At 43.5% G+C, this 12,641-nt stretch carries 12 protein-coding genes; 6 read left to right on the top strand and 6 right to left on the bottom strand.

The window, feature by feature from the left end:
• Window positions 1–173: 173 nt before the first annotated feature.
• A complete protein-coding gene (locus GK047_RS23405) occupies window positions 174–941 on the bottom strand; it encodes a DODA-type extradiol aromatic ring-opening family dioxygenase (RefSeq protein ID WP_163952328.1) in 768 nt (255 codons plus the stop codon).
• A 176-nt stretch (window positions 942–1,117) separates the two neighbouring features.
• On the opposite strand from GK047_RS23405, the gene GK047_RS23400 reads away from it, so the two are divergent.
• Window positions 1,118–1,450 carry a winged helix-turn-helix transcriptional regulator gene (locus GK047_RS23400; protein WP_163952326.1) on the top strand — a complete coding sequence of 111 codons (333 nt, stop codon included), beginning with the start codon at window positions 1,118–1,120 and terminating at the stop codon, window positions 1,448–1,450.
• A gap of 70 nt (window positions 1,451–1,520) precedes the next feature.
• Here the strand turns inward: GK047_RS23400 and GK047_RS23395 are convergent, their stop codons facing one another.
• The 4 genes from GK047_RS23395 to GK047_RS23380 form a co-directional block, all read right to left on the bottom strand.
• The gene (locus GK047_RS23395) at window positions 1,521–1,904 is read right to left on the bottom strand and encodes an ArsR/SmtB family transcription factor (RefSeq protein WP_163952323.1); all 384 of its coding nucleotides are present in this window, start codon (window positions 1,902–1,904) and stop codon (window positions 1,521–1,523) included.
• Between the two features lies 1 nt (window position 1,905).
• Window positions 1,906–2,328 carry an SRPBCC family protein gene (locus GK047_RS23390; protein ID WP_163952321.1) on the bottom strand — a complete coding sequence of 141 codons (423 nt, stop codon included), beginning with the start codon at window positions 2,326–2,328 and terminating at the stop codon, window positions 1,906–1,908.
• A gap of 202 nt (window positions 2,329–2,530) precedes the next feature.
• Window positions 2,531–2,896: a VOC family protein gene (locus GK047_RS23385; RefSeq protein WP_163952319.1), complete on the bottom strand. Its 366-nt coding sequence runs from the start codon at window positions 2,894–2,896 to the stop codon at window positions 2,531–2,533.
• 109 nt (window positions 2,897–3,005) lie between these two features.
• On the bottom strand, window positions 3,006–3,716 hold the full coding sequence (locus GK047_RS23380) for a metallophosphoesterase family protein (protein ID WP_163952317.1): 711 nt from the start codon (window positions 3,714–3,716) through the stop codon (window positions 3,006–3,008).
• A 421-nt stretch (window positions 3,717–4,137) separates the two neighbouring features.
• Between GK047_RS23380 and GK047_RS23375 the strand changes: the two genes are divergently transcribed.
• The 4 genes from GK047_RS23375 to GK047_RS23360 all read left to right on the top strand — a co-directional run bounded on the left by GK047_RS23375 (window position 4,138) and on the right by GK047_RS23360 (window position 9,657).
• Window positions 4,138–6,813, top strand: coding sequence for a YhgE/Pip domain-containing protein (locus GK047_RS23375; protein ID WP_163952315.1), 2,676 nt, complete (start codon window positions 4,138–4,140; stop codon window positions 6,811–6,813).
• A gap of 190 nt (window positions 6,814–7,003) precedes the next feature.
• Window positions 7,004–7,678, top strand: coding sequence for a phosphatase PAP2 family protein (locus GK047_RS23370; RefSeq protein ID WP_163952313.1), 675 nt, complete (start codon window positions 7,004–7,006; stop codon window positions 7,676–7,678).
• Window positions 7,675–8,856 (top strand): MGDG synthase family glycosyltransferase, encoded by a 1,182-nt coding sequence (locus GK047_RS23365; protein WP_163952311.1) that lies wholly within the window; start codon window positions 7,675–7,677, stop codon window positions 8,854–8,856. The genes GK047_RS23370 and GK047_RS23365 overlap by 4 nt, the downstream gene beginning before the upstream one ends.
• A gap of 57 nt (window positions 8,857–8,913) precedes the next feature.
• A complete protein-coding gene (locus tag GK047_RS23360) occupies window positions 8,914–9,657 on the top strand; it encodes a polysaccharide deacetylase family protein (protein ID WP_163952309.1) in 744 nt (247 codons plus the stop codon).
• A 206-nt stretch (window positions 9,658–9,863) separates the two neighbouring features.
• Here the strand turns inward: GK047_RS23360 and GK047_RS23355 are convergent, their stop codons facing one another.
• Complete coding sequence (locus tag GK047_RS23355) at window positions 9,864–10,877, bottom strand: LacI family DNA-binding transcriptional regulator (RefSeq protein WP_163952307.1); 1,014 nt, start codon at window positions 10,875–10,877, stop codon at window positions 9,864–9,866.
• Between the two features lie 294 nt (window positions 10,878–11,171).
• On the opposite strand from GK047_RS23355, the gene GK047_RS23350 reads away from it, so the two are divergent.
• Window positions 11,172–12,167, top strand: coding sequence for a Gfo/Idh/MocA family protein (locus tag GK047_RS23350; RefSeq protein ID WP_163952305.1), 996 nt, complete (start codon window positions 11,172–11,174; stop codon window positions 12,165–12,167).
• Window positions 12,168–12,641: the final 474 nt, after the last annotated feature.

The raw sequence follows: 12,641 nt of genomic DNA, 5'->3' as shown, positions 1-12,641 counted from the left end.
GGTTAATCAAAATGGACTTCTTGTCTTCTAGATAGCTGTAAAAAAATTACATATTCTAAATCCCCAGTAAGATTACCGTTCCGAATAAAAAGGGGCGGTTTTCTTTTGGGCGAAAATCAACAATAAACGAAAACAGAGCTGTAAATTTAAAAATTGAAACAGCTTTCCATCGATTAAAAAGCGATGGAAAGATAACTAAGCGATCCGACTTCGTAACTCCGGTGAATCACTTGAGCTTGACGTTCCGGGTTGCCACTTCCCATAGCGATATAGAGTGGGATGAAATGCTCAGCTCTAGGTACGGCCATCCGGGCATTAGGAGCTTGTGTCTCGTAGTGGAAAAGTGCATCCAACTCCTGCTTCTGGATATGATCGACTAACCAATCATCGAAACCTACAGCCCAAGCCTCAGGCTCGGTGGCGTTCCAATTGATGGCCCGCAAATTATGGACGGTCGCACCGCTTCCGATAATTAAAATATCTTCTTGATCGAGGCCGCGAAGCGCCTCTCCAATGCGATACTGCTCAGAGGGCGGTAAATAAGGATTCACCGACACTTGAATAACTGGACATGGCGGGGTAGGAAACATCCTTGACAGAGGTACCCATGATCCGTGATCTAGCCCTCTGGTCGTGTCCATATTCACGGCGATTCCTTTGGCCTGAAAGCGGTCGGCAAGTGTTTGGGCAAGTTTAGTCGAACCTTTGGCTGGATAGTTGATTTGGTATAACTCCTTCGGAAAACCTCCGAAATCGTAGATGGTCTCGTATACGTCATTCGTTGATGAGATCGTTAGCACTTCAGTTTCCCAATGAGCTGTGAAAATAACAATCGCACTAGGGGCTAACTTCTTTCCATAGGTAAGCAGAAATGCCGTACACGCAGTATCTTGAATCGCCATCATGGGCGAACCATGTCCTACGAAGATAGGTGAAATCATTGTGAACACTCCTTTTGTTAAGTAATATTTTCGTTACTTCTAAATACTTAGTTACTTAATGTAACCGAGTATATTATACACACTAAGTTCCGTCAAGTAATTAATTTACTTTGCGTAACATTGGTTTTCGTTGTATGCTTACGCTATAATAAGAAGAATATATTGAGGTGATGAAAATGGACCAAAGTCAAATGTGTCCTCGGTTTGAAAAAGCAGTAGAAATCCTGAGCAAACGTTGGACGTCGCTCATCGTTTTTCAATTGCTTTCGGGTCCGCAGCGTTTTGTTAATATTGATCATGCGCTCCCTAATTTAAGCGGCAAGGTTTTGTCCGAACGTCTCAAAGAACTGGAGCTTGAAGGCATTGTTAAGAGGGTAGTCTTCCCTGAAAGCCCTGTTCGTATAGAATATTCGTTAAGCGACAAAGGAAGGGCATTAGCCCCAATCTTCGGTGAGATTGCCAAATGGTCCTCTGAATGGCTGCCCGTCCCTGATGAAGTGGCGCCATGAATAAACAAAAGGTCAGCAACCCTAAGTAACATCGGGGTTGCTGACCTTTCTTTTTAATTTCTATTTCCTATTAGGACTTATTCTCATCCAGATCAATTAAGGCTAACGCGGCAAGAGGGTTAGCCCCTTCACTATCGTCAGCTTCAACAAGTCGTTTGAGTACATTCAATCTATTATCCCAGTAGCGTTCGTAGTAGGAAAGCCATCGCTTTAGTTCCATAAGGGGTTCTGCTTCTAGGCGATAACGGGTCTCGCGACCGACCTTTCGCTCTTTGACGAGCCCGGCATCAGCCAATATGCGCAGGTGCTTGGAAACAGCTGTGCGGCTTATTGGGAAGTGACCGCTGATGACCGTAACTGGCATCTCTTGCTCACCTAGCAGCTTTAAGACCTGACGACGAGTCGGATCGGCAATCGCTTGGAAAACGTCATGCTTCTGCGAGGGAACAGTCATCTTAAGACTCGACGTAAGTAGCGAGTGACTTTTGAAGACTGCCCCAGCCTTGCGACATTCTTTCGCGAACTTCCTTGTGCGTTTGTCCGAACTCAGTAACCTTGTCGGCATCCCAGCCGGAATGAACGAGCGTGAACTCCGTTTTGCCATCCAGATCGACTAACTCGAATGTTAATGTCCAGTCTTTGCCCCAATTGAAAGCTAGTCGGTTTGGGGGATCGATTTCCGTTACTTTACAAGGCGATTTGCCGAAAGGGCCAGCTTCCAGATGGAATTCATACCCGGCTTCGGGCTTGAAATCATTGGGCATGAACCATGCGGCAATCCCCTCTGAGGTAGCGACAGCGTTCCACACCTTCTGAATAGGTGCTTGAAAGACGAGTGTTTGCCGAATATCCGGCAGAGTGTGTGTTTGATTTTCCATTGTAGAAGGCCTCCAAATGATATTTACTAGGTTTCACTTTATCTTGATGTCGGAAATGCAGTGCTGACCACTTTACTCGACGGCCACGTTGCTGACAGGACGGTATGAACATATATGTTGTACCAAGCTCCAAAGCGTATCACGGTTAATGTCAGTTTTTACTTTGGAACTCATCTTCGGATAAGTGCTCCAGAATTGGCCTTTACCTAAAATAATTCAAGACCCAGCCAATTCCGTTCTTATCCGTCACTTGGCCATGCAGCGCTCCGAAAAAAGTATCCTGCAGTTCAATCGTTGCATTACCGTCGATGAGCAGTGTTTCAAAAACATGTCTGATTTCCTCTTCGGTCTCGAATTGTAAAATGATCTTCGTATTTTGTCCTGCTGTATAAGTTTGTCCATAGGTATCCGAGAAATGAATCAAACTATTGCCGACATGCAGCTCAGCATGAAGGATTTTGCCTCCATGTTGGTTGAGGATGTGAATTTCTCCGCCGAAAATGCGCTGATAATAATGAATAGCTTCTTCGCAATTAGTAACAACGATAAAAGGGTTGGCACTTTTCATTCGTCACGTTCCTCCCAAAGATTCATTTGATCAGAAACCAAATGGTTTCATAAATGAGTGTACGAAACCATTTGGTTTCGTGTCAAGCGTTGAGTTTAGAAGGTAGGATTCATTTTACAGCGTAAACAGCTAAACTTGGCAGCTCTAACGCATTTAACTGTCCACCATATACAGCGCCGCCATCAATACCGATAATCCGATTTTCTCCGAAGTAGACCTCAAAGTTGTCTTCTTCATCATGCAGGGAATCTGTTGTGGTATGGCCGAATATTACGGTTTTCTCCCCCTCATATCCATCATGAAAATCACTTCGAATCCACATGAGCGTATAAGGATCTGTTTCAGCAATAGGTGTTGTTGGATGTACGCCGGCATGGACGAAAATGTAGTCCTCAGTTTCAATATAATGGTCTAGGTCCATTAAAAAAGTTAAGTGCTGCTCCAATATGTCCGAATGTAAGGGAGGCCTGTTGAATTCTTCAGTCATTTTGTCAACAAGATAATCTGTCTTCGTAAAGCCGTAGCTTTCTAACGTCTTATGTCCGCCATTCATATGTACCCAGCGATTCCATGTTCTTTCCTCATTTTTGGTAAGGGCGTTTATCATCATATCTTCGTGATTGCCCTTTAGGACAAGGGCGCCAGCTTCTTTTAATTCAATAACCTTCTCCACTACGCTTTTCGCATCTGGCCCACGGTCTACGTAATCCCCTAGCAGAATGAGCTGATCATGCTCGGGTTGATACTGGACTTCATTTAGTAAACGTTCAAATTTTTCTAGCTCTCCATGAATATCACTAATAACAATAGTTCTTTTCATGTCATCACCTAGCTTTCTGGGTATGGATCTTCTCCTTAATTATAGGTTATTTTATGTGAAAAACCGATAAGCAACCAGGCGTGTAATCGGATATTGGATTCCTATAGCATATGCGAGAAGTCAGATGCTCAGTATGCCTATTTGCAGGCTTGCTTCCCTCGGCAAGTGCGAACTTTATATCGAAATCGTACGTTCTTTTCTCATTTCTCTATCTACAGTTATCCACATACTTATCAACAATATCAACATGTCCACAGAAGCTGCTGTGTATAATATCTAAGAGTCGTTGTGCACATATCCACAAGCAGACATATCCACAGCCCTACAATTTGTAAGTAGACAGCGAGCGAATTCTTTTGTATGGTAAACGAGATGCAAGGTAACATTAACTACCAAAAGAGTGGAAATAGGTGGACAGAAAATGAAGAAGATTTTTAGCATTTATAAAACAGATCTTATGAACTTGTGGAAAGTGCCCACGGGTCTTTTTCTCATGATTGCGCTAGCTATTTTACCATCCGTTTATGCATGGATTAACCTGGAGGCGATGTGGGACCCTTACTCGAATACGTCCGGCATCAAGATCGCGGTTACAAGCAACGACCAAGGCGCGACTGTTGAGGATAAGGCCATTAACATCGGTAATGAAGTTGTAGATAATTTGAAAAACAATCATACGCTTGGTTGGACGTTTGTGGATGAGAAGGAGGCGCTTCGCGGCGTCGAACACGGTGATTATTACGCAAGCTTGATTATTCCTGCTGACTTTTCCAAGAAAATCACGAGCATTATGGATGGCACGATGGAAAAGCCAGAAATTCTCTATACCGTGAATGAGAAAATTAACGCAGTTGCGCCCAAAATTACGAGTAAAGGCGCGTCTAATGTGACTGCTCAAATCAGTGAAAATTTTATCAAAACCGTGAGCACCTCCATCCTGACACGAATGAAAGAGCTAGGCATTGACTTTGAAAAAGAGCTTCCTACCATTCGTAATATGGAGACGAAAATTTTTGAATTGGAAAAGCGTCTTCCAGCTATCGAGGATATGGGCAATAAAGCGATAGAGATTGAACAAAAACTTCCTGAATTAAAGGAAAAAGGTCAGAAAATCGTCGAGCTCGAAAAGAAAATTCCCGACATTGATCGAGCGGCGGATACGGTACTGAAGATTGAGGAGCGTTGGCCGAAGATAGAGGCCGTAGCGCAAGAGGTGCTTGTTATTCAGCAGAAGCTTCCTGAGATACAGCAGGCCGCTGATCGGATCGCGGAGTTGGATCAGAACTTTGATAAAGTTGCAGAAGCCCTTAATACAGCCATTGATAAGTCTCGCAAAGCGGACGAGGTCGTTAGCGCAGCATTAAGCGCCCTCCCGAAAGTGGATGCTATTGCTACGCAAGGCGGCGCTTTCGCCGATCAACTATACAATTATTTGCAGAACAACGATGCTGCTTTTCAAGCGATGATTCCTGTCGTTAAGCAAAACTTGATCCTGCTTCAACAAACAGCAGACGCAGTCACGCAGATTACGCAAGTGCTTCAAGATGTGAATATGGATCCAGAGAAGGCTTTAACTGCGTTAGGCTTTCTAAGAGATCGACTTACAACGGGCGTGGCAGTCATTGACAAAACAATCGATCTATTCACACGGCTCAACGGTTACTTGCCGAGCAGTCCGTTAAGCGATAATATCAGCCGTTTGACCGCTATCAAAACGAAGTTTAATGATCAAATCCAAACAATTAATAAAATAGAGTCTGCCATTAAGCGAGGAGAAAAACCTGCCAAAGATCTAGTCGACCATCTCAACACCTTGTCCAGAGAAGCTAGCGGCGCAATAGGCAATATCCTTTCCCGTTATGACTCAGAGATCGTTCCGAACATTACCATAGCATTGAATCAGATCAAGTCTGTTGCTAAAAACTCAGCGGACGTGCTGAAAACACTTAAAGATCAGTTGCCTAATATTAAAGAAATTCTGCTCGATGCCCAGTCAGGTATTCATTTCGCTCAAACGCAACTGGATGCGCTGCAAAAGGATTTGCCGCAAATTCGCGCGAAAGTTCACGAGGCATCGGAGACCATTCAAACCAAAATGAATGAATTTACCAAAGCTATCAATGAAGCTGCGCCGTTCGTTCGTAATGATCTGCCCAAAGTTGAGCAGAAGCTACATGAAGCGGCGGACTTTGTGCGTAACGATCTGCCTGCGGCAGAGGATGAGATTCGTAAGGTGTCGGATTTGTACCAAACGAAATTTCCGGAAGTGGAAGATGCGGTGCATGCAGCCGCGAATTTGGTTCGTAGTGATCTTCCTGCGTTTGAGGCGGCTGTTCGGAGGGCTGCTGATCAGATCCGGCGTGTCGAAGGCGGTAACAGCATTGAGGAAATTCTCAAGCTGCTCCAAAACGATATCCAAAAGCAAAGCGATTTTCTCTCCAATCCAGTACTGATTAAAGAGGAAAAGCTGTTTCCGATTCCTAATTATGGATCGGCTATGTCTCCCTTCTACACGACCTTATCTCTGTGGGTAGGTGCTATGCTACTTGTTTCAATGATGAGAGTAGATGTGGATAACTCGGATGGCTTGCTGAAAAGCTACCATGTTTACTTTGGACGTATGATGATTTTCTTAACAGTGGGCTTTTTTCAAGCGATAATCGTCACGCTGGGGGATTTCTTTCTTCTAGGCACCTACGTTGTGGATAAAATATGGTTCGTTCTGTTCGCGATATTGATCAGTAAAGTGTTTATAACGATCACCTATACGCTCGTCTCGGTGTTTGGAAACATGGGCAAAGGAATTGCGATCATCTTCCTTGTACTTCAGTTCTCAAGCTCTGGTGGGACGTTTCCGGTCAGTACCGCGTCCCCTTTTTTCCAAAAGCTTAATCCCTTCGTTCCGTTCACTTATGCGGTCGGAGTCATGCGCGAGGCGGTGGGCGGCATGCAGCTTGAGGTCGTGCTCAAAGATGTATTCTTCCTCTGCGTTTTTATTGCGATCTGCTATGTCGTTGCTCTCGCTTTGAAAAAGCCGCTAAGCGGCTACACGAAACGGGTAGCCGAGAAGGCGAGGCAAACAAAGTTAATACCTTAGCTTTGGAGCAATTTGTTCCATTGAGCTTGTGCCTTTTGGGTGCAGGCTCTTTTTTCTATCGCCCCTACTTAGCCTTAGGTCTAGGTTTTTTTGCGACCTTTGGCTAAAGGAAGACAGTACCAAAGTGCGTTTTGCAGGTATCAAATTTCTTTTATGATGGTAATAACGTTAAGGAGAGTGAGGAGTTCGTGTGAGAGAAGGGTCATTAAAGTCGTATCTGCTTGCTTGCTGTGCGTTGTTGTCTATCCCGTTGGTGGGTCTCATTTATATCCACTTAAATCATGCGGGAGTGGTTTCCTACAGCTTGGTTACGGACTTGGATCGGCAAATTCCTTTTCTGAAAATATTCGTTGTCCCTTATATGCTGTGGTACGTCTTTCTCCTTCTTGGGTTCATGTACCTGGCTTATAAAGATCGCCGCACCTATTATCTAACGCTGCTTCAGTTCATAATCGGCTTACTTCTTTGTTATAGTGTTTACGCAGTGTACCAAACCTTTGTATCTCGACCTGTAATCAGTGGAGACGATTGGATGCTGCGAATGGTTCAGTGGGTTTATCTTTCAGACCAACCGTTTAATTGTTTCCCCAGCACACATGTGCTTACGTCCTATCTAATGATGAAAGCTTATTTAAATACAAAGCAAATACCTCGTTTATATACCGTAATAGTCACACTGATGTCTGTACTTATTATTGCGTCCACACTGTTTGTTAAACAGCATGTTTTGCTGGATATCGTGGGTGCCGTATTGGTTGCAGAAGGCGTCATTTACGTTGTACAAAGAGTTTGTAGAGGTTGGAAGATCGTGCCGATAGCTGCGAATGTGCAGCCTAGTCATATAAAGGGAGGGCTTGAAAAATGATGCATAGAGAGAAAATACTAATCCTGTCCGGCAGTCTTGGAGATGGTCACAATAAAGCAGCGCAAGCTATTTTAGAAGCAGCGCGTTTTTACCATCCGGATGTAGAAGTGAAGGTTGTTGACTTCCTAGAATGGACGCACCCGCATTTGCATTCAGTGGGGAAGTACTGCTATATGCAGTGGGTGAAAAGCCTGCCGTCTGTTTACGGTTATTTATACCGTAAGACGCGCGAAGACAATACGTTATCCTATTGGTTTAAACGGATGAAGTCGTTTAGTACGGATCGAATGTTGGAGCTCCTTCATGATTATGAACCTACCGAGGTCGTGAGTACGTTTCCAGGAGCAGCCGCGGCGATGTCTTATTTAAAAAACAATGGATTTACCAGTGTACCGACAGTAACGGTCATGACGGACTACACAGATCATAGCTATTGGATTCATCCATGCACGGATCGCTATCTAGTGGGCGCTGAACATGTTAAAAAGGCTTTGTTACGCTATCATGTTCCTGAGCATCGCATTATGGTGACTGGTATCCCGATTAGGATGCCTTTCACACAAACCTATGATCGTTCGGAACTGCGGGATAAATACCAATTAGATCGAAGGATGCCCACAGTACTTGTGATGGGCGGGGGGCATGGCTTAATTGGGAAGCAGTTCAAGTCTGTGCTTCAATCGGATGATTTGGCCGCTCCTGTGCAATTTATTTTCGTTTGTGGACGTAACGAGAAACTGAAGCAAAGGCTTGAAGAGGAGCTCGGAGGCGGAAAAACTTCTCATCGCGTGGTCATAACTGGATTTGTAGACCATATTCATGAATTGATGGCACTATCAGATTTAATAGTGACCAAGCCTGGTGGTTTGACGGTTTCAGAGGCGCTTGCGCTAGAGCTTCCGATGATGCTGTATAAACCTATACCAGGCCAAGAACAGGGAAATGCAGCTTATCTAGTTGGTTTAGGTGCAGCAATCGAAGCGCGGAACGCAGCGGAATTGAAAAGCCAATTGCTTGAAGTAATTGCAAACCGATCGTTGTTATCCGAGTTAAAGAAGAATGCGAAGTCTAATCAGTCGAAGGAGGGCGCATTTCATACAATAGCAGCTATCCTGGAAACAAAGCATCACTCAAAGGCTGCACGAGAAGGACTGCATGTGGCATATGCTAATGTATGATCCATTTGACTTCCGAAGAGCTAGCATTGAACAGGAGAGTCGAGAAGGAGGACGATCATGAGACATTTGGCAATCAGCCTGGTGGCGATTGGTGCGGTATATACACTAGTTCCATGGATTATTACACGTATATTGGGAATAGGCGTCTTTCGCAAAGGGGAGGAAACAAGGGAGATTGCATTGACGTTCGATGATGGTCCGAATCCACTATACACACCTCAACTGCTAGATATGCTAAAAAGGCACGAAGTGAAAGCAACGTTTTTCGTTTTGGGCGTACGTGCGCAACAGTATCCTGATCTTATTCTGCGTATGCATCGAGAAGGGCATCAGATCGGCTTGCATAATTATTTACACAAATCCAACTGGTTGATGCTTCCTTGGACAGTTCGTAAGGAGGTAGAACGGTGTGCTGCACAAATCCAAGACATCACTGGAGAGCATCCTACTTGCTACCGCCCGCCTTGGGGCATATTCAATGTGTTTGATTTGCTGTTAAGAAGGGACTATACCTTTGTTCTTTGGTCACTTATGGCCAAGGACTGGCGCAGTCGTGTGGGACAAAAAAATTTGAAATCGGTACTGCTTCACCAAATTACGGATGGCTCTGTTGTTCTGCTTCATGATTGCGGAGAAACCTTAGGTGCAGATAAGGATGCGCCTCTTTATATGCTGCGTGCTCTTGAAGATGTTCTGCATGACTTGCACAGTAGAGATATTCGCTGCGTTCGAATCGACGAAATGACCCGAACCGTTTCTTCAGAAAACAAACATGAAAAGCACCTCTCCATTCGTTCCTAATTTCGAGAATTTTAGAGGCGTCCTCCTCCCCTCCTCCCTCTTTTTGCTACAGCTTTTCTACCTGCAAATCTACCCGTTAAAAGACTAAAGCGGCATTATTCCAGATCGAGGGTTAAATTTCATTGTTGTCAAGTAATTTGTCAAATGCTCCTTTTTTCACATTACCTATATATATAGTTCTAAGAAACTTTACAAAAAAATGTAAATTACAGCGTAACTGTGCAAGAGTCGCGCTCGATTAGGTTGCCATAAATAGAAATTTTAGCTGGGCTTCCACCATAATCAATTTTGCGGATTAGGTAGTCCACGGCTTCGAAGCCGAGATGCTCGCGATTGACTTGAATGGTTGTTAGCTGTGGGGAAATCATACTTGCGGCTTCAATATCGTCGAAGCCCACGATGGAAATGTCATCAGGAACTTTAATTCCTTCACTGCTAAGAAGTTGTATAGTTAATATCGCCATGCGATCGTTGACGCAGAAAAAGGCCGTAGGCTGGGAAGGCATTCCCTTTAAATGAACGGTTAATTCGGTCGAAATTGTGCTGTGAGCTTCTGGTGACGATGAAGGAAAGAAGCAATGGTTCCTATCCACATTCAAACCAGCTGCGGACATCGCATTTTGATAACCGTACCATCGGTCCCGAAAGTTCTGGTTATTAGGAGAGGCTCCAATAAAACCGATATGTTGGTGCCCTTTTTTAATTAAGTAGTTTACGATAGTATGAGCTTCTTCAGCATTAGCTGTGATTACAGCATCAAGTCTCAAATCGTGGTAATAATGATCTACTGTTACTAAGGGAAGCTGTGATTCAAAAAGCTTAGACACGTAGTCGAGTTGGAAAGCACCAATGAGTAGCACACCCTTAAATAGCATTTCGTTATATATTTCGGGCAAAACAAGGTTGTTTTCCATGTCCTTCGCAACGCTGCAGATGATTGCGTTGTAGCCATTTTCCTTGGCTCTCTTTTCAGTAGACCAGCATACTTCGTAATAAAAAAACTTGTCGTCGTGTATATGCTCCGGCATTAAAACTAGGAGGTTGCTGCGCTTTTTTTTAGCCCTAACTTCGGTCCTATAGTTGAGTTGACTGGCAGCCTCCAACACTCGTGAACGTAATTGCTCACTTACTCCCGATTTATTGTTAAGAGCTAAAGAGACCGCGTTTTTGGAAATGTTAAGCTTATCGGCAATATCTTGCATAGAGGTTTTTTCGTTCATTCTGGCAGCTCCTTGAGAAGAGTAATCATATTTTGATTTTATAATGGTCACATAAATATGTAAAGTGAATCAACTGTGATTTAAAATTTACAAAATTATTTTGTCAATTCAACTACTGATTAATTGAATTGACATTGATAACCTGAAGTTGTATTTTACTTATTCCCGAAATGTTTTGAAGACAGTAAACACGAACAAAATTAAAGTGAGATACTCCGTAGAACAGGTTTCTCATTTCCTTGTTAAAATGATAAAGTGGACGAAACATATGTATGAAAGGAAATGAAGTAGCGTATGATACGTTTTGGTATTATCGGAACCAATTGGATTACGGAGATATTCATCCAAGCAGCTAGGGATACAGGCGAGTTTGTATTAACAGCTGTATACTCCCGTACAGAGGAAAAAGGTCGTGAATTTGCTCAAAAGTATGAGGTTCAACATCTTTACAATGACCTGGATATGTTTGTGAAAAGTAAAGAATTTGACGCTGTTTATATTGCTAGTCCGAACTCCTTTCACTCTGAACAGGCAGTTCTTTGCATGGATCACGGTAAACACGTACTATGCGAAAAGCCGGCTGCTTCCAATGCTTCTGAGGTTGCGGCTATGATTGAAGCTTCGCAGAGGAATAATGTTGTATTCATGGAAGCCCTTAAATCCACCCTGCTTCCTAATTTTCGGGCTGTACAGGATAATATCCATAAGCTCGGACCTATTCGCCGATATTTTGCGAGCTATTGTCAATATTCATCTCGGTATGATGCTTATAAGCAAGGAACAGTACTTAACGCATTCAATCCTATTTATTCGAATGGATCATTAATGGATCTTGGCATTTATTGCATATATCCCCTAGTTGTGCTGTTTGGAAAGCCGGTCAGTATTCAAGCGAACGGGCTTTTGCTGGAATCTGGTGTTGATGGGCAGGGAAGCCTCCTTCTTCAGTACGAGGAAATGAATGCAGTTATTATGCACGCGAAGATTAGTAGCTCTTACCTACCAACTGAAATTCAAGGAGAGCACGGCACCATGGTTATCGACAAAATCAATGAACCTGAGAAAGTGGAAATTCGTTATCGAGATGGGGCGGTAGAGGATTTAACACAACCGCAATCGAGTCGAACGATGGTTTATGAGGCAGCTGAATTTATTAGCTTGATTAAGGCAGGTCAACTGGAATCCAGAACGAATTCTCACACGAACTCTAGAGTAACAATTGAGATCTTGGACGAAGCTCGCAAGCAAATGGGTCTTGAATTCCCGGCGGACAGGCACCAGGTAATCTGAAAATAGATATAGTTTATTCGCCCTTTATATGAAGCGATACATTTAGGACGGCGACCATCTCGTCGGTCCTTGCATGTATTGATGTAATTTTAATAAACGTTGTTGCATTACAATATTATATGTGTTATATTATGACTCCTGTCCCAAACGGGCAGGTAACAAATGCTTTTCGAGATCTGAACGTGTTGATTATCTTCACGAATGGATCGAAAAAAAGAAATTGTGAAAAAGACTTGCAAAAGAAATTTCAACATGGTATATTACATCTCGCTGCTTCGGAAACAACGGCGGCGAACGAAAGAAATTGATCTTTGAAAACTGAACAACGAGTGAAAGAAGCACGGTCAAGCAATCGACCAAAAAAGAGATGCAAATCTCGCTAGCAACGCAAATGAGCAATTAAGCTTTCAAATAGGTTTAACTATTATGGAGAGTTTGATCCTGGCTCAGGACGAACGCTGGCGGCGTGCCTAA

It is taken from the genome of Paenibacillus sp. SYP-B3998, assembly GCF_010820665.1.
In the GTDB taxonomy this organism is placed as follows: domain Bacteria; phylum Bacillota; class Bacilli; order Paenibacillales; family NBRC-103111; genus Paenibacillus_E.
This window is presented reverse-complemented; position numbering and strand designations above follow the sequence as displayed.

Excerpts from the sequence above, each read along its gene's own strand:
- GK047_RS23400 (WP_163952326.1), top strand. The coding sequence starts at position 1,118 with ATGGACCAAAGTCAAATGTGTCCTCGGTTTGAAAAAGCAGTAGAAATC.
- GK047_RS23365 (WP_163952311.1), top strand. The coding sequence starts at position 7,675 with ATGATGCATAGAGAGAAAATACTAATCCTGTCCGGCAGTCTTGGAGAT.
- GK047_RS23385 (WP_163952319.1), bottom strand. The coding sequence starts at position 2,896 with ATGAAAAGTGCCAACCCTTTTATCGTTGTTACTAATTGCGAAGAAGCT.
- GK047_RS23355 (WP_163952307.1), bottom strand. The coding sequence starts at position 10,877 with ATGAACGAAAAAACCTCTATGCAAGATATTGCCGATAAGCTTAACATT.
- GK047_RS23360 (WP_163952309.1), top strand. The coding sequence starts at position 8,914 with ATGAGACATTTGGCAATCAGCCTGGTGGCGATTGGTGCGGTATATACA.
- GK047_RS23350 (WP_163952305.1), top strand. The coding sequence starts at position 11,172 with ATGATACGTTTTGGTATTATCGGAACCAATTGGATTACGGAGATATTC.
- GK047_RS23375 (WP_163952315.1), top strand. The coding sequence starts at position 4,138 with ATGAAGAAGATTTTTAGCATTTATAAAACAGATCTTATGAACTTGTGG.
- GK047_RS23405 (WP_163952328.1), bottom strand. The coding sequence starts at position 941 with ATGATTTCACCTATCTTCGTAGGACATGGTTCGCCCATGATGGCGATT.
- GK047_RS23390 (WP_163952321.1), bottom strand. The coding sequence starts at position 2,328 with ATGGAAAATCAAACACACACTCTGCCGGATATTCGGCAAACACTCGTC.
- GK047_RS23395 (WP_163952323.1), bottom strand. The coding sequence starts at position 1,904 with ATGACTGTTCCCTCGCAGAAGCATGACGTTTTCCAAGCGATTGCCGAT.
- GK047_RS23380 (WP_163952317.1), bottom strand. The coding sequence starts at position 3,716 with ATGAAAAGAACTATTGTTATTAGTGATATTCATGGAGAGCTAGAAAAA.